Source organism: Paenibacillus sp. J31R122, assembly GCF_056269185.1.
On sequence record NZ_JBWDNM010000004.1, the window covers coordinates 118656 to 137142 of the forward strand.

At 43.9% G+C, this 18487-nt stretch carries 9 protein-coding genes; 8 read left to right on the forward strand and 1 reads right to left on the reverse strand.

Annotation, left to right across the window (positions count from 1 at the left end):
- Positions 1–2: 2 nt before the first annotated feature.
- The 7 genes from AC0YN7_RS08700 (at position 3) to AC0YN7_RS08730 (ending at position 14148) form a co-directional block, all read left to right on the forward strand.
- Positions 3–887 (forward strand): carbohydrate ABC transporter permease, encoded by an 885-nt coding sequence (locus tag AC0YN7_RS08700; RefSeq protein WP_475809581.1) that lies wholly within the window; start codon positions 3–5, stop codon positions 885–887.
- Positions 884–1726 (forward strand): carbohydrate ABC transporter permease, encoded by an 843-nt coding sequence (locus tag AC0YN7_RS08705; protein WP_475809582.1) that lies wholly within the window; start codon positions 884–886, stop codon positions 1724–1726. The genes AC0YN7_RS08700 and AC0YN7_RS08705 overlap by 4 nt, the downstream gene beginning before the upstream one ends.
- Positions 1727–1733: 7 nt before the next feature.
- Entirely contained in the window at positions 1734–2120 is a 387-nt protein-coding gene (locus tag AC0YN7_RS08710) for a hypothetical protein (RefSeq protein WP_475809583.1), read from the forward strand.
- The gene (locus tag AC0YN7_RS08715; RefSeq protein ID WP_475809584.1) at positions 2117–3355 is read left to right on the forward strand and encodes a TIM-barrel domain-containing protein; all 1239 of its coding nucleotides are present in this window, start codon (positions 2117–2119) and stop codon (positions 3353–3355) included. Before AC0YN7_RS08710 ends, AC0YN7_RS08715 begins: the two co-directional genes overlap by 4 nt.
- A 410-nt stretch (positions 3356–3765) precedes the next feature.
- The gene (locus tag AC0YN7_RS08720) at positions 3766–8886 is read left to right on the forward strand and encodes a discoidin domain-containing protein (RefSeq protein ID WP_475809585.1); all 5121 of its coding nucleotides are present in this window, start codon (positions 3766–3768) and stop codon (positions 8884–8886) included.
- A gap of 192 nt (positions 8887–9078) precedes the next feature.
- Complete coding sequence (locus AC0YN7_RS08725; protein WP_475809586.1) at positions 9079–10587, forward strand: ABC transporter substrate-binding protein; 1509 nt, start codon at positions 9079–9081, stop codon at positions 10585–10587.
- Between the two features lie 246 nt (positions 10588–10833).
- A complete protein-coding gene (locus tag AC0YN7_RS08730) occupies positions 10834–14148 on the forward strand; it encodes a putative Ig domain-containing protein (protein ID WP_475809587.1) in 3315 nt (1104 codons plus the stop codon).
- An 83-nt stretch (positions 14149–14231) separates the two neighbouring features.
- Here AC0YN7_RS08730 and AC0YN7_RS08735 read toward each other — a convergent pair whose 3' ends face one another.
- The gene (locus tag AC0YN7_RS08735) at positions 14232–16598 is read right to left on the reverse strand and encodes an AraC family transcriptional regulator (protein ID WP_475809588.1); all 2367 of its coding nucleotides are present in this window, start codon (positions 16596–16598) and stop codon (positions 14232–14234) included.
- 250 nt (positions 16599–16848) lie between these two features.
- On the opposite strand from AC0YN7_RS08735, the gene AC0YN7_RS08740 reads away from it, so the two are divergent.
- Complete coding sequence (locus tag AC0YN7_RS08740) at positions 16849–18411, forward strand: ABC transporter substrate-binding protein (RefSeq protein ID WP_475809589.1); 1563 nt, start codon at positions 16849–16851, stop codon at positions 18409–18411.
- Positions 18412–18487 lie beyond the last annotated feature (76 nt).

Sequence of the window (18487 nt, forward strand, 5' to 3'; positions counted from 1 at the left end):
ACATGACTATGGTGAAAAAATATGGGGTCGGATATTTATTCGTAATTCCAGCTCTGGCATACATGATTTTTTTTGTTGGATATCCCATTGTGGAAAATATACGATTAAGTTTATTCGATGTTAACGTGATGAATATCTCTTCGGGTGAGCAGTCATTCGTCGGATTTCAGAATTACATCGAATTATTTCGTGAAGGCACACTGACGCAAGTTCTAATAAATACGCTCGTTTTCACTGCAGCATGTTTAATTTTGCAATTTATTGTTGGGCTGGCATTCGCGATGCTTTTCTCTCTCACATTTCACTTAGCGCAGCAGTTAAGAGGATTGGTCATGATCAGTTGGCTGCTGCCGGCGACGATTACGGCGATGATGTTTAAATTTATGTTTAGTTTAGATGGCATCGTGAATGATACGCTGCTTAGGTTACATCTGATAGAAACACCGATCGAATGGCTTCTTAACGGGGGAATAGCCATGTTCACGCTCGTGCTTGCCAATACATGGGTTGGTATTCCTTTTAATATGATTTTGCTGACCACAGCGCTGACTACCATTCCAAAGGATATTTACGAAAGCGCGGCGATTGACGGGGCGACGGCGGTTCAAAGATTTTTTCGGATTACATTGCCGTTATTGAGACCGACCATCATGTCATTGCTGGTGCTTGGATTCATATATACCTTCAAGGTGTTCGACTTGGTGTTGATCGTCACGCACGGCGGTCCGATTAATGCTACCCAGATGATGTCTACGTTTGCTTACAAGCTGTCTTTTGAGCAATTCCAATACAGCCAGGGAGCTGCCGTATCCAACGTGATGTTTCTTGTGCTGTTGATCGTATGCATCCTATATATGCGTTTGCTGAGCCGGGAGGAACGAGGATGAAAATGCTGCATAAACATGCTCCATGGCTATTGTCTCTAGTCGGTATTGTCATCGTCGCGGTATTTTTGTTCCCTCTTTATTGGCTGATTGTGACATCGTTCAAATCAGAGGCGGAAATTTTCCAGAGCCCTCAGACGTGGTTTCCTCACAACCTATACATCAAATCGTATACGGAGCAGCTATCGGGCTCGTCATTTGACATCATGGCAGGTTTCCGCAACAGCCTGTTCATATCCATTGGATCGCTAATCATCTCGACATTGTTGTCCATTCCGGCTGCGTATGGTGTTGCCCGTTTCCGCTTTCCTGGCAGACACATGTTTGTGCTGTTGTTTCTGGTCACACAGATGCTGCCAGCTTCGCTGCTCTTAACGCCATTATTCATTTTGTTCAAGCAATTAGGGTTGATCGGTCCGAGCTACTGGAGTACGATCTTGGCTAATACGACTGCAGGCATTCCTTTCTCTGTCATCATGTTAAGAACTTACTTTGCCACACTGCCGAAGGAGCTGGAGGAATCCGCCAAAATCGACGGATGCAACACATTGACCACATTTCTCCGCATCATGCTGCCAATAGCAGTTCCAGGCATCGTGGTTGCCGCAGTGTTTTCCTTCTTGTTTGCTTGGGGAGATTTAATTTATGGCATGACCTTTATTAGCAAGGAACAGCTTAGACCGATTACGGCTGGGATCTATAATTTTCTGGGCTTTCAGAGCACCTCTTGGAATAATACGATGGCCTTCGGTACGGTCAGCATTATTCCAGTCGCCTTATTGTTTATATTCGTTCAGCGATACATCGTCAGCGGTCTGACGAACGGCGCCGTGAAAGGATAGGATAAGTATGATATATAAGTCTACCGGTTTAAACGAACCCATTGACATGAGCGCAAATTTTGAAGATTGTGCCGACACTTATTTTTTTGCTTCCCGAGTCATCTCATTTGATCCTGAAAGCGCCAAAGGCTCAATGGAGTGGAAGCGATATATGCGTAAAGCAAGACTTTCCTTTAATCAAATCGATTTCCCGTTTACCGAAACACCTTCCTGGGAGTTTCCCGACGAATATCCGAATATACCAGAAACGGAGTTCAAACTGTCGTTCTTGAGTGAAAGAACGGTTCGGCTTCAAATTCATTCACGTCAGGGTATGAAAAGTGAGATCAAATCTTCCCTCATGCTGGATGAGCAAAGTTTTCTGAAGAACGGTTCGATGATCCGGAGCGCATGATCAGTGATTTGAAGGAGCAAGGATATCGAATCTCCTTGTGGCAGTTGCCGTATTTCACCCCGACGAATGAGCTATTCCCAGAAATAGTGAACAATGGCTATGCCGTGCTGACAACGGATGGTCGCCTCCCTACTGATGACGCTATTTTGGATTTCAGTAATCCGGAAGCAGTGTCCTGGTATAAGGAACGATTGGCCGGACTTCTCCGGCTTGGTGTAGGAGCGATTAAAGTCGATTTCGGCGAAGGCGCACCGTTGAACGGACAATACGCTTCTGGGAAAAGCGGATTTCATGAGCATAATTTGTATCCACTGCGATATAATCGCGCAGCAGCAGAAATAACGGAAGCGGTAAGCGGACAATCGATCATTTGGGCTAGAAGCGCCTGGGCCGGCAGCCAGCGTTATCCGATCCATTGGGGCGGAGATGCGGAAAATACGAACAGTGCCATGATGGCGACTTTGCGGGCGGGCTTGTCGCTCGGCTTGTGCGGCTTTACATTCTGGAGTCATGACATCGGCGGTTTTGTTCATAGCAGTCCGGAGGACTTGTACCGTCGCTGGCTTCCGTTCGGCTTGCTGACATCGCATAGCCGCTGCCACGGGGCGCCGCCAAGAGAGCCATGGGCGTATAGCACCGAATTCATGGATTTGTTCCGTCGTGTCGTTGAATTGAAGTATGAGCTCATGCCTTATATTTACACGCAAGCCAAACTCAGTTCCGAGTTCGGTTACCCGATGCTGCGGGCTCTATTCTTCGAGTTCCCGGATGATCCCGGATCATGGCTTGTCGAGGATCAGTACATGTTCGGAGTGGATTTGCTCCTGGCTCCGTTATTCGAAGAGTCAGATAGTAGGCAAGTTTACTTACCCCCAGGGGATTGGCTCGATTACCAGACAGGCAAAAGTTATCGAGGTGGAGAGTGGCACTGCATCGCGACAAATCGACTCCCCATCGTGATACTAGTCAAATCCGGTGCGGTCATCCCGCATATGCAAGCCGCCCTCTCAACCGCGTTTCTTGATTGGACGGAAATTCGTTTTGTCGTATATGCACCGGATGTTGATCAGGAGAATGGTATCAGTTGTTCGCTTTATGAGCCGCTGGAGCAGACCATGTATGAGGTGAAGATCGCGGGGAATGTCATTCACACAATGAAGAAGGAACAGCAAGTTTTGACCGCTGTACATAAAAACGGTTGGATAGCGCGGCGGTTCACAGGTACCATGGCTTGATTGCGCAAGGTCATCGCTGCGAGATTCTTCTATAGAAATAGATTGTTCTGGTACTAAGATCAAGGCGCAGCCTCTGGTGTCAATTCAGCAGGCTGCCTTGATCGATTGCAATATGGCGTTTCTGGTTGTTGTCTTGTAAATAGTGGGTTAGATCCAACAAGAAAATGGTGGTTTTTCCTAAAGTGAGCGATGTTGCAAGCGTTTCCAAACATTGTTTGCTTACGGATTTGAAACTGGATTTGTTCGGATTGGATTTGGGGTTAATTAGAGGTCTATTCGGAATTAATGTACGACACAACATTTTGCCCTGAAAGGAGGTGGTATTAAAGGGGGGATTTAAGAAACGATTGTTTGTGGTAGGTGGCATGGAAGTGGATAATACGCTTGATTCGAAGAAAGGGTGATTGAATATGAAGTTGTTTAAACGTTTTTTAATGATTGCATTATCAGCATGCCTTTCCATTAATTTTTTTGGTGGAACTGCCCAGGCGGCAAATAAAGTGATTGATATTGATTTTAGTAAGACTGTAGGTGAGATGAAACCCAAGAGTGGTTTTTTGCTTATTCCCAACGAAGACATACCCGATGGAAGAATACTGCCTCTACATGCAAGAATGGTGCGAGATGATATAGAGACACAGAACCTACTGGGGAATAACGGGAATACCAATAACCCGGCACAGCAACAAGACTATCTCCCCAACGAGAACAACCGTCTGGATCGGATTAAGGATGGCGTGGCTCGTCTAGATGAGCTCGGCATAGACTATTATCCAATTATGGGATATAACCCGTCGTGGATATCCCATACGGGTCTTGCTCAAGGGCGTCCTAAAAATATGGAGCTATGGAAACAGTGGGTTAAGGATATAGCTCAATATGTGAAAGATAATGACATGACAGTCGATGAGTTTAATGTATGGAATGAAGATTGGGGGTTTTATGCAGATCCTGCACTATATGCAAATATGCATGAAAATGCATGGTATGCCATTAAAGATATTCTTCCAAACGCAGGTCTTATTGGTCCTTCATTACAGGATCCTACCGCTGTAAATCGGGCATTAAGGCTAATTGAAGATAGCGCAAAACGGGAAATTCCAGTAGAGGCACTGTCGTGGCATTTTATGGACGATGCTCCTGGCATCGTCAACACCCTTAAGAAGAAATTGGATGAGTATCCTATAGTGGGTAACTCCAAGTTTTACTATGAGGAGTATGCGTGGGATTGGCAACATGGAGCGAATAACTTGGATATCATCTCCAAGTTTGACCGAAGCGGTGTAGATGAAGCTATACGAGGTATTTGGAACTATCCCAATGGCCTAAGCGATATGATAAGAACAGATCAAACGAAAGAAAACCCAAATTATCGAATGCCGGAATGGTGGCATACCTCCGCATACGGTTCCATGAGTGGGGAAAGGATTCTTAATGATACTAAGGAGCCATACATAGCTTCTGTAGATCAGGAAAAGGGAGAAGCCAAGGTGTTGATAGGCTATTCAGGTACACAAACAGTGGATCTAGTACTTTCAAAACTCCCTTTTAACGGAAATGTTAAGGTCGATAAGTATAAAGTTACAAAAGCGGCAAATCAGGGAGCAAATATTAAGGAAAGAGTAAATGACTTGCCAGAAAATGAAGGAATTAAACTTATCGATACCGTTTCTGGAACTAATCTTACTTTAGATTTTGCGCCTCATGACATTTATATGCTGGTCATTAAAACCGACAATAGTGTTCCTTCCGATTTTTATCTGAAAACACCCGATGACAATGCTGTTGTGACGAGTAACCCTTCTCTAATGTGGCAAAAATCTCAAGGGGCGATCTCTTATACGCTAACTGTTGCACGAGATAAGAAAATGACCGATATTGTGTATGAAAAATCCGGTATAACAAGTGAGAGCCACACGGTTGAGAAACCATTAGACCTTGATGATATGTATTATTGGACAGTTAAGGCTCACAATGCTAATGGAGATCGAGCACCTCTCAACAATATGTACTATTCATTTACTGTTAAAAATAACGTGGATGTTCCTGGAAGCTTCACTTTATTACAAGTTATTAATGGTGCCAATGATGTTGCATTATCACCGAAATTTTTGTGGTCTAAATCCCGCAATGTCCAGAAATATGTGTTGGAGCTGTCTACTGAGTCAGATTTTTCTAATATTGCTTTAACCAAGGAAATCAGCAATCCTACCAATGGTGCCATTGTAGACACAGTCGGCATAGTTCTGGAAGAAAAGTTGAAGCCAAGAACCCGCTATTATGCAAGAATGTTTGCAGTAAATGCTAATGGCACAAGAAAAATGAACGGAGAATCGCACAGCTTTATAACTACTACAGCGAATGGTGTTCCTGATCATTTTAAGCTCCTTTATCCTGCTAATAATGCGATCATGGAGCAGCGAGACAACTTACGTTGGGAGAGAAAACCAGGTGCATTCTTCTACGAATTAGAAGTAGCCACCGATAAGGAATTTCGGAATATTGTGGTAAAGCGTGAAACAATAACACAACCTGCCTACACCTTTGAGTCGAATATTTTTAAGCCAGATACGACCTACTATTGGCGTGTTTCGGCAACAAACAAGGAGAATGATATTACTAAACGTGTTAGGACGGAAAGCTCATCTGGTGTATATAGCTTCACAACGTCAGCTAAACCAGCAGCACCTACTGTAAAAGTTTCAAACCCAATTGGTGGGGGAGCCATTATTATTTATCAGCCTGTTTTGGGTGCGGATTCATACACGATCAAATACGGAGATTCTTCAGGGAATTATACGAATGAAAAATCAGGTATAACTTCTGATAGGGCTTACATCCCAGCGAAAGGGGAAGTATACGCAACAGTAGTAGCTGTACGTAACGGAGTGGAGAGTAATGTATGGAATGAAATTATCGTCAACCCTGCTCCTCGAAAAGAGATGCAACTAAATGTAGAGTTTCCAGCAGAGCATTTCAGCTCCGTATCAGGAGCGGATATGAATATGGAAAACTCTGTAGTTTTTGTGGAGTTTAATGAAGTTGGGGATACTGCAGAATACAGCAACATGATTGCTAGCGAAGAGCTTGTAGTGAAATATCAGGCCGATTCCGATACAAGTGTGGCCATTTATAATGGTGATACTAAGTTGGGAGTTATTGAACTGCATGAAACCAATGGCTTATGGCAGGAGGCTCGTGTCGTTGCTAGATTCAATGGCGGAGAAACACTTAAATTTGTTAAGGAGGAGAAATTCGCTGGCTTTAAGCTGGACAGCATAACACCTACGTCAGGGGTTCAATTCGTTAATCTCTCCAAAAACAAATCGGTGACAGTAGATTCAGAGACAGCTGGATTTGGTATTAAAGGAAACTCGGTGGATGGAGACAGAACAACATTCTGGCGCTCCGGTAAAGCAGCTACGTCTACAGTTCCCAACTGGTTATCTGTTGACTTGGTTGAAGCTTCCACGGTCTATTCTATAGCTATAAAGCTTCCTAATAGTGGATGGGGTCCCAGAACTCAGGAGTTCAGGGTTCTAAAGTCTGATAATGGCACGGATTTTGAGGAGATAGTTCCAAAGGCTGCTTATCTGTTTGATAATGACAAGAATGGCAATATCGTAACCGCAATGTTAGATAAACCGGTAACGGCAAAGCACATCAAGCTGGAGTATTATGCTAATACGGGCGACAAAGACTTCGCACAAGTTGGCGAGCTTGAGGTCATAGGTACCAAGAGCGCTGATGGCGGGATTGAAGGAATAAATCTGGCGCTTAAAAAACCAGTAAGTATAAATAACATGTCATATTATGGATCTGTCAGTTCTGCTGTAGATGGCGACAAAAACACGTTCTTTGATGGAGGTTCTAAAAACTTTCCCAATATAGTCGTTCTGGATTTGCAAAAGGTTTATGATTTGAAGCGGTTTGAAATGTTCTTGCCGGCCAATTGGGGAACCAGAACTCAAGAGATCGAGTTTCAACTAAGCTCTGACGGTAAAACCTTTACAACTGCGGTAGAAAAGGCAACCTATAAATTTGTACAAAATACGAACCATGTAACAGTTACTTTGCCTGAAGGTTCGGCTGGTAGATTTGTTAAGGTTATTGGCACTGCCAATGATGAAGTTGGAAAACCTGGTTTGCAGATTAGTGAATTAGAGGTTTACGGCTCACATGGCATTCCGGCGACTGGTATTGATATTGTACAGACGACTGCAACGGTTAAGGCGTTTGGAAATGTCGAACTGAAGGCGCAGGTTACACCAGACAACGCAGTAAACAAACTGATTGCATGGTCGTCATCGGATATTTCAGTAGCAACGATTAACAAGGATGGTGTAGTAACAGCTAATGGCTTGGGCAATACAACAATACGAGCAAGGAGCCTTGACGGTAACTTTACCGACACCTGCGTAATAACCGTTATCCCGAATAAGGTAGTATCAGTTATGAAACCAGATGAATTAGATGTTGTACTTGGAACAACCATTACGCTCGATGATCTTCCTAAGGTAGTTAAGGTCAAACTGGAGCAGGATGTTACAACTGAATTAGGGGTAACATGGGATCTGTCAACCTTTAATGCAGATGCAGTAGGAGTCTATACTGTATTGGGTACTCTTATCGAAACTGATCTTGTGAAAAACAGTGACCATTTATTGACAACTAGCATCAGCGTGACAGTGAAGCCTGCGACAACAATGCCTCAGTCTACATTGACAGGTTTACAGAATGTGAGCCCTGGCCAGACATTTGATGTAGCGATGGGGTTGAGCAGCATTACGCAAAGTGAATACCAGCATATGTATGCTCAAGATTTGACTCTTCACTATGATCCGGCGAATTTGCAGCTCGATTCGATTGCATCGCTGAAGGACGGATTTAAAGTCATTGATCAAAAGGAAGCAGCGCCGGGGACTATCCGGATTATTGCAGCCAGCGCGGGTGCGAACCAAGGGGTGCCAGCTCAAGGCGAGTTGTTGGCATTCAAATTTACGGTCAAAGCTGGGGCGCAGACAGTTCCTACGACCATTTCGGTAGACAATGTTGTCATTGGCAACGGACAAGGGGCTGAATTGAATGTCAATGGAGCTTCGCGAGAGATACAAATTAGTACAGCCGTAGACAAGTCGCTTTTGAATGCTCTTATCGCAAGCGCTCAGGCCAAATGCAATGCGGCAACGGAAGGAACTGGCGACGGACAGTATGTAAGTGGCTCCAAATCCCAATTACAGTCAGCCATCGATGCGGCCAGTGCGACAGCAAACGATCCGAATGCCGCTCAGCAGCAGGTGGACAATGCGATAGACACATTGGAAGAAGCCGTTAAAGTGTTTGAAAGCAAGAGAATTAATCTAAATGTAAATGGTCAAGGCGGCATCACTATTGGAGACTTGGCTATCGTTGCAGGAGCGTACGGCACACAGCAAGGTCAAGCGGGCTGGAATGAGAAAGCGGATGTAAATAAAGACGGCAAGATTGACATCGAAGACCTTGCAATCGTAGCCAAAGCGATCATGCAATAATATAACGCCGCGCTAAATTCTTAGGTCGCAGTAGCAATATTCAGGATGAATCGTAATGAAATGGGGGAGAGATCTAGTTTCTCCCCTTTCTTCGCCTGTCTTGGTTTGCGAAACACACTCGAACACAAGCTCGTGCAGCTCCGGTGTCAACACCGATCTAAAATTCCTCGAAATCATCGGTTACGGCCAAAATTGATATTAACCATTATGTTCACAGTAACCTCATTGCTTTCGGGATGCGCTTCTAGCAAACCTGCGGAGTTAACGGAAGATACAAATAGCACAAACCCGAAGGAACTTCCGTATGTGGAGTTGGATTATTACTTTCCCGCGCCTTCCCAGAAGGATTTGCAGGCAGTCAACGATGAGCTGAACAGATTAATTAAGCCCCAAATCAATGCCACCGTGAAATTGAATGCGATCGATCTGGGTAATTACGATAAAAAGATGAACTCGATTATCGCTTCGAGAAAAACGTTCGATCTGGCGTTTACGTCGACATGGATCAATAACTACTTTCAAAATGCGGCCAAAGGTGCTTATGTCGAGATTGACGAATTGCTTAACCGATATGGCGCCCGGACGAAGTCGGGGGTGCCGGCTAACATTTGGGACGCGGTTCAAATAGATGGCAGGCTGTACGGAGTCGTCAACTACCAAATCATGGCGACGAGCTATGGATTTGACGTGCAGAAAGAGATAGCGGACAAATACCGTTTCGATTGGAAAAACGCGAAAACTCCCGATGATCTGGAGCCTCTGCTGGAAGCCGTGAAAAAAGGCGAGCCGGACAAGTTTCCGTTAGAGTATTCAATTACCGGGGACATCTTTGTAGGGGCGGCGCCGCTATACGGCTTCGACATTATCGGGGATCAGAAAATGCCCGGCTGGGTCCGCTTGAACGATAAAAACTTGAATGTCGTGAATCAGTACGAATCGATGGAATTCAAGGAGTTTATCGCTCGTTCTAGAAAGTGGTATGAGAGAGGGTATTTCCGCAAAGATGCTTCCACGACGAAAGAGATTGCGGCCGACCGGAAAGCGGCCAAATATGCAATCGTGATGCCGGCTTATCAGACGTTCGATTCGACGGAAGATCCTTCCGTACTCGGAGTACTAAGATCGATTACGGGCGTCGATTGGTACAGGAAGCGTTTCACCAAGCCGATCATAACGACGGGGCGCGCTGCGGCTGCGATTACGGCTATCTCGAGCACATCCCCGAATCCTGAGAGGGCAATGATGTTTCTTGAGCTATTGAACAACGATCCGAAGGTTGCCAACTTATTGAATTTCGGGATCGAAGGCATTCATTATAAGAAAATATCTGATACACGCATTGAACGCATCAAAGATAGCGGATACAATCCGAATATTCCATGGGTGTTCGGGAACAATTTGATTTTATGGGAAACGGAGAATGATACGGACGATGCGACCGAGAAGTGGGATCAATTGAATAAAACTTCCGACGTATCCCCGATCTTTGGTTTCACATTTAATCCGGAAGCCGTCAAATCGGAAATGGAGCAATGTCATAGCGTGATCGATCAATATTTGTCCGCATTGACGTCAGGGACGGCCGACCCTGACAAAACCTATCCCGAATTTATCGGCAAATTAAAAGCTGCCGGCGTCCATAAGGTGATCTCAGAAAAACAGAAACAGCTGGACGAATGGCGTATTGCCAATGGGAAGTAATACAATCGTAACTCAAGCCTTCAATTCCACGCTTAGACAGGTGGTTTTGAAGGCTTTTTTTGGATTGCAAGAGTGGAAGGCTAAGCGGACTTCCGCTATTCACTGAAAATGTAGCATGGCATTAAACATGACTTGAAAATGTAGTATTGTATTTAAAGGTAAACCATGTTATGTATGTAATGTTTAGGACTGTTTTGACGAAATAATACAATTCAATTATTGAAGCTAAGGGGAGGAAAAAAAGTAATGGTTCATAAATGTAAGGAATCCACTAAGGCTCCGTTTATTAACTCATGGCTGATATCTGGTCCTTTCGAGTCGGCTATAGTGGAGGGGGCCGCTGCGATAACGCCGACAATCGGCCAACCGTTAAGCTTTGGAGACGAAAGCCAAGCATGGGAATATTTTGACGATAGAATATACAACCGGAACTACGACGATTACCAGGATTTGTACGGCTATTATGCGGTGAAGAAAGGCATGGATACACGGAACAAATATGTATACGCTCACACCTATGTATACAGTCCGGCAGCACAGCAAGCGTATTTCAATGTCGGTGCCAGCGGTTCGTATAGGCTGTATGTCAACGACATGTGCGTTACCGAACCGACCACGCCAGTGGAAGTACATAAGGATTTGACCAAGCAGCCCATCCAGTTGATGCAGGGATGGAATAAGCTGATGGTTCAAATCGAGCATACATATACGGAAGATGTAAACGCAAACAACGTTCCGATCGGGCAAGACCAGAATGTCGCCTATCTTGGCTTTTACGGGAGAGTCGCGGATTCTGACGGCAATAGGCTGGTTGGTCTTGTACATTCTGTAGCGGGGGATTCCGATGCGCTGGAAATCGTGACCCAAGGTCTGTCAACAGGCGATGCGGTTCCAACTCCACTGCCAACCAACAATATGCCGATTGGTTATAAAGAATGGCCATACGTATGGAATAAATCTAAATCAGATAAAAAATTCGGAATTTCTGCATCGGCCTTTCAGTTTATGGCTGGCGGAGGTGCGCCAGGTTATACTTGGCAAATTATCGGTGGAGAATTGCCTGACGGTTTGGAATTAAATACGGACGGTACCATTGCTGATGGATTGGTGAACGGAAATGTCGATCTGAACAGCGGCAAAGGCATTATTAGCATCAATTGTGCAACGGGAGATTACTCATTCACGGTGCAAGTAACCGACAGTAATGGAAATACAGCGATTAAGGATTTTACGATCACCGTTAAAGAGCGTCCGAATAAATGGTTCGAAGAAGGACGAGTAGGCGCAATATCACATACCGGTCCAATCTACAGCTATTTTGTCGATCCCAATTTCTCCGTCGATTTATGGGCAGAGAGAGCGAAAAGACAAGGACATTCATTAGTATCGGTTGAATCGCTGCAACAAAACTATTACTGGCCGTCCAAATTTTCGGATCCGAACCATGACCGGCAAAAATATCTTCCGAAGGATGAGCATGGTCAAGTGGTAGATGGATTGAAAAAGTTTGAAGAAGCAGTAAAACGTTATGGTATGAAATTTGGCTTGTATTATGCAACTGAGGGTGGAGGTTTGCAACACAGGTCTACAGATGTGTTTGTGCAAAATGTTGAGGATCTTATACAGCGATATAATCCGGCATACCTTTACTTTGATGGTCCCCAAGCGATGCCTGATGCCAACTTTGAAGTCATGTTCAGTATGATACGCAATTATAGCGATGAAATTCTTATCAACTCCAATGCATGGGGTGAAGAGTATGGCGACCCAGACTTAAGAACGGAAGAAGCAAGCCATATTTATGAAAACACAGGAGCTAATCATCTTGTGAAACGTACTCCTATGGAGCCATGGAAGTCCGTTCACACGAAGAACAACTATACGCAATACTATGCGAAACGCGATGATTACCGTCAGGTCGCTAAAGAAATGATCATGAATGCCGGCAGAGGTTATGTGGACAACAATGACCAAATGCCAATAATGAGCCGTGGAACGAACTGGGATTCTCCGGAGGATGTTGCAACAAGATACCCCAAATCGCTTCAAGAGTTTATCGATGTTCGAGAAGGGCTTGCAAGTTGGTTCGCTCCCGTAGGCAAGCCAGAAAGACACGAGTCCACGACCGGCACAATGCCCTATTTCTTATCAGGCTATGGCTATGAGGATGACGGAAAAGGAAACTATGATTCGTTTGCTTTCCCGAACAGCACGACAGGCCCGCAATGGGGCTATGCAACCTATCGGGACAACAATATCTACCTGCATATTATGGAAGGCCCAGACAGCAAAGAAGGATTTGGTGCTATTGCGGGCAATGTATTAACGATCAGCCCAGTTAGAGATCGTGTGACAGCGGTTACTTGGCTAAATGAGGATGTATCGTTAACCTCGTTTGAACAATATGGCGATAGTCTGACTATAAATCTGGCTACTATTCAAGAGGATCCGATTGATACGATCATCAAGATTGTAACCGACAATGCTGATCGCAAATACCAGCTTACGAATGTCGTTGCTTCGGGGAAACAGATAACCGATTCGTCGCTCCAAATGAATGTTGAAGGGTATATGACCTTTCCTGCGCTTAAAGCAAAGCTTATCGGTATCGAGTACATCAGTGCGGATACTGGGATTTCGACGGTTAATGGCAGCGGTATCGTGACACCGGTATCGAACGGAACAACGACCATCACGGTAAGTGGTTCTTACGAAGGGGTAACGAAACAAGATACGCTAAAAGTAACAGTAAAAGATGGAAAAGTTTATAGTGGTGAAACAATGATAGGTGCAACGTTAATGATTAATGGAAAAGAAGCCTATGGCGAGTACGGCACATTAGAAGGACTGAGCTATCAGATCGAAGGTAGATCGTCGAAAGGCGGACCCATCGGGCTTCACGCAGCACAGATTCAATGGCATGGCGGAATTATCGATCTGATAGCGGGCGATAAATATAAGCCTGTCGCGATCCAAGAAGTAAATACGTTTACGTTTAATTCCGATGAAATCATAACGCCTTATGTAGAACGAGCTGCACGAGGAGTTGTTTGGGCCGATGTAACGGTTGACGGCACAACATTCACGACAAATCGAGTGTTTATGGACCTGTTACCACACCAAAATCTTGCGAAGACAGCTGAAATTACGACTAGTCACGAGCAAGATGCCGTCGTTCATCTGGTTGATGGTAAAGCGATTGACGGTATTCATTTTGATCAATCCAAGTGGTCGGTGCCGGCTGGCGAACATGCGTGGATTCAATTCAAGCTGTCGGCAAAGTCTGACATTGCCAATGTGAATATCCATTTTAATTCATTAGAGCAAAGTTATATCAACACGCCTAAAACAATCAAAATTCAAACGAGCATTGACTGCATGGAATGGAAGGATGCCGGGACGGTTGATGGCCCGACGGGTGTCACTTATTTCGGATACTACAACTCATTTCCGTTAATTGCCGAAGCTCAGTATGTGAAGCTCGTTTTCGACGGTGGATCAAACGGTTCAACGATCGATTTGCTCGAAGTGGCTATAAATGGAATCGACAAGTCTCATTAGTTCGACCGCTTCGAATTGGGGAAGGCATGATGCCTTCCCCTTTACTTTTTTGAGTGCCTAGAAGCTTTTGGACCATACAGGAATCACTCATCATTGATCTTGACATTCCTTAATTTGTACTCTGTTAACGAATATCCGAAATACTTTTTAAAGAGGGTGTAAAAGTAATTTGATTTTTCCATACCGCATTTCTCTATTATATCGTTGATCGCTAGGTTGCTTTGTTCCAAATAGTATTTAATCTTCTCCATCCGGACTTCTATAATGGTTTCGGCTACGGATTTGCCAGTAGAATTTTTATACAACTTGCCAAGATAATCTGGTGATAAGGAAAGGGTTTCTGCACAGCTATTTAGAGACAGGTTTTTGTCTGAATAATTTTCATTGATGAGTTCGCTGATACGAGTTACAATTTCATTCTTTTTCTTGTCTTTCATTCCGTCCTTTAAGAGGATAATTTCATCAATTAATCCGAAAAACGTCTCATCCATCTCTTCTAGTGTTTCCAACCCGGTTGCTTTATGAAGAAAATCGATGGAAATAGTGTTGAATTTAGTTGGACTGCCTTCAATTATTTGATTTAACGAATTATAAATGGAAAAAAACAGGTAAATGAACGAGCTCATAATATTATCATAGGAAGAATGAGCGATTGATTTGATAATTTCCTTGTACATATCTTTCGCGGCTGTACCTCTTCCCAGCTTTAGTGAATCTATAAGTTGTTTCTCCTTGGACGTCGGGAACATAAAGTATTCGCTGTTCACTTCCTTTAAAATGTCCGACGTAATGATGCTGGAATGCCCATATTTGATCCTATACATGGAAAGGTTAAGTGTTTGTTCGTAAATAGAATTCACATGTTCAGGCGACTCTATCGTAAAACCAAGCGTACCCGACAATGAAATATTAAAATGTTGTTTGACGTAGATCTGAATTCTGGTAACGATCGAATGAAAAGAATCGTGTATCTCGTCTGGGTCTTCCGATAACTCTCCAATATCCGCCAAAACTGCAAGTTGATCGGCGGCGGTATCGATAACTTCGTTACTAAAGTGTTCAGAAGTAACTTCTTTGGCAATGTTCGCAATCGCATATTTGTACAAGTGCCTGTCCGTTTCATTGTACTTATTGACAAAAGTTTTATAAAAATCGATCTTTAGAATATACAAAAACATGGTATGATCGAAATTCAGATGGATGTTAAGCTCTTTCTTAGCGGCAGCCGGTTTTCCAAGAGGAAGAACTACCTGTCCATTCAAAATGTTTTTTAAAAAATCATTTCTTAAGAGAGGCGTATTGTTTCGCTTTGTAATTTCCAGGGAAGTTGTTTTATCGATGATGCCGTTGAAAGCGCTGGCAATAAAGCCGACCTCGTCCATATTATTTTCTGGCTTGTTATCCGGGCTTAGTCTTTGCTTAATGCCGTTCGTAAGCGTACCGATCGGACGATACAGCTTTTTGGAAGCAAGAAAGGCGTAAAACAAGCTTAGAAGAAGAACAATCAAACAAAATATAATGGTTACGGTCCGATTTCTTTGAACACTGGCAAAGACAGATTCATACGGTGTGGTACTAATAAATGTCCATCCCAAATCTTTAGAGGTAACATAGGAAATGGCGTGTTTTTTATAATGGAGATCGTCAGAAAATGTGCCAGAAGAATCCGCGGAAGAGTGAATTTTTCTGAAATAGTTTTCATCCGCGATGTTTTTCATGAACATGTCATCTGAGGAGTGGCTGACGATAACACCGCTTTCATTTACAACTAAAAGTTCATTACCTTCGCTATTTATCTTGGTGTCCATAGAGGAGATCGTCATCCTTAGGAAATCGGCATCCACGTTCAACACAATAGCGTTGTTGAATTTCTCCCGATTATCGTTCGTATCGAACAAAATATAAGTGTATACGTTTGTATATTTCGAGCTTTCGTCCTTACTATGGGGGATGGTTCTTGGAATTGGGTAAAGGCCCGGCGTCTTGATATTTTGTGGATTATTCAGCAACTGAATTATTTCCTTGTCAAAGAAATCTGTACTGCTGTAAAACGTGTCTGCTGGCGTGGCAATCATCATATCGATTTTTCTATTATAGACGTAGGCGGAATGGATATACGTATTCGGGATGGCATGGGCGCTCAATGTGCGAATGGCCTTGCCGGTGATCAGAATGTCGTCCGTATTGCTGTTGGCGAAGGCGATGATGGCATTATTCAATGATAGCGATTGGCAGAATCGTTTGGCGATCGTATCCAAATAGACGGCGCTGTAGCTTGTTTTAGATAATATGTCGGTCTTCATTTCTTTAAGCAGTCCGATCGTTGAAGAAGAGTAGTTATAGTACAGTATGGAGGACAGGAGCAATATCAAAGCAATTATAATCGCTACGAAGGAAATAAGCATTTTATTGAAAATGCTTGCTCGGGGTTTAAAGGAAACCAAGTCCAATTGGATCACCTCACTTTGAGTAATTATCATGTCAGGACAGGTTTATTTTATCGGATTAGTCGTTAAAAGGAAACGGGTAATTGAATAAAGATGCTAGACGACAAGTAATACTGATTGGAGATTTACGTCCCCCTTTCTGCAGAAGTATTTCGTCAAGGGACTTACCTTGAGAGCTGTGAAAGCGTAAAGTCGGGCTTTACCCGGCATTGTTCCGTTAAGTATATAAAAAAAGCTGGAGGCCATTGTAAAAATGCTGAAAATGAAAAAAGTAGTTAGCGTCATCGCCGCATTCTCGATTATACATTCGGGTTGCGTATCCAACACGGCTTCACCTGGTGCCAGCGCGAAGCAGCCGGCGAACACAATTCCAGAGGGGCATGAGGATTTGAAGCAGGTAGAGCTCACGTATTACTTCCCGAACTCGCCACAGAAGGATTTACAGACGGTAGAGGATGCTTTGAACAAGCTCGTTCAGCCGAAAATTAACGCCACGGTTCATCTAAAGCTGATTGACTGGGGAGCATACGAGGAGAAAATGAAACTCGTCATGGGTTCCGGTGAAGCCTACGATCTGGCTTGGACCTCTGCAGGGATTAACAACTATTTTCAGAATGTGGCGAATGGAGTATATGCGCCGCTGGATGAGTTAATTGACCAATATGCTCCTGATATGAAGAAAGGGATTCCTGACATATTCTGGGATTCTGCTAGAGTAAAGGGGAAAGTGTACGGTGTGCCAGTGTTCCAGCAGTCAGCAGCAGGATACGGCTATTTAATCCAAAAAGCCGTTGCAGACAAGTATAAACTTGACTGGAAATCTGTCAAGCAATTGTCAGATTTAACGCCTTTCCTTGAAACGGTGAAAAATAACGAGCCGAATCTCATCCCTTGGGAATATAACCATGCAATCGATCCATTCTTGTACGCTCCGCCTATGTTCGGCCTGGAAGCGCTAGGTGATGCCAAGACGCCGGGAGATATTTACTTAAAAGACGGCAGCAAGGTGATCAACCAGTACGAGACTCCGGAATTTAAAGGATATCTAACGATGATGAGAGACTGGTACACCAAAGGGTATTTAAGGAAAGATGCCTCATCCTTAAAAGAAACTACTGCAGATCGAAAAGCAGGAAAGTACGCGCTTCAATTAGGCCAGATAGATATCGATACCTTGGCCTTTGAACGAGCCGGTATGGAAGCGTCCGGAAGAATGTCTGGTCCTAATCCAGATACACAGTCTTACGACTTCCAGTTAGTGAAGCCGCGGCTGACGACTGATAAGGCCACTTCCACGATGACAGCGATTTCCGCCAACTCTCCGAATAAGGAAAGGGCGATAATGTTCCTTAATCTGTTAAATACGGATAAGGACATTTACAATACGCTGGTTTGGGGCGTGGAAGGCAAGCATTACATGAAAGTTGCAGAAAATCGGATTGAAACGTTAAAAGAAGGCGGTTACCAAATGTTCGCCCCTTGGGAATTCGGCAATATGTCGCTCTCGTATTTATTCGAAGGAGATCCAAAAGGCGGAGAGGTCGACAACAAGTTCATGAATATGTGGGTCGATCTACATAAAAATGCTGTACCTTCCAATGTACTGGGATTCGTATTTGACTTTACGCAGGTGAAGACAGAGAAGGCAAACGTGGACTCTGTCTTCGATGAGCTGTATTATGCGCTCTCCAGCGGTTCCGTTGATCCTGACAAGTACTTGCCGATATTCTTGGAAAGATTGAAAACAGCAGGCGCTGACACGCTCATTGCGGAGAAGCAAAAACAATTGGATGCTTGGAGAGAAACGAGAAAGTAAGTAATCCCTCCTAGATAGGCTGACATTGAGGTGAATATCTAACCCGGTTTAAACGAAATCTCGTCGCAGCTGTTGC

Bases quoted from the DNA above. Each gene is read 5' to 3' on its own strand.
- AC0YN7_RS08740 (WP_475809589.1), top strand. From the start codon at position 16,849: ATGCTGAAAATGAAAAAAGTAGTTAGCGTCATCGCCGCATTCTCGATT.
- AC0YN7_RS08715 (WP_475809584.1), top strand. From the start codon at position 2,117: ATGATCAGTGATTTGAAGGAGCAAGGATATCGAATCTCCTTGTGGCAG.
- AC0YN7_RS08710 (WP_475809583.1), top strand. From the start codon at position 1,734: ATGATATATAAGTCTACCGGTTTAAACGAACCCATTGACATGAGCGCA.
- AC0YN7_RS08700 (WP_475809581.1), top strand. From the start codon at position 3: ATGACTATGGTGAAAAAATATGGGGTCGGATATTTATTCGTAATTCCA.
- AC0YN7_RS08705 (WP_475809582.1), top strand. From the start codon at position 884: ATGAAAATGCTGCATAAACATGCTCCATGGCTATTGTCTCTAGTCGGT.
- AC0YN7_RS08730 (WP_475809587.1), top strand. From the start codon at position 10,834: ATGGTTCATAAATGTAAGGAATCCACTAAGGCTCCGTTTATTAACTCA.
- AC0YN7_RS08720 (WP_475809585.1), top strand. From the start codon at position 3,766: ATGAAGTTGTTTAAACGTTTTTTAATGATTGCATTATCAGCATGCCTT.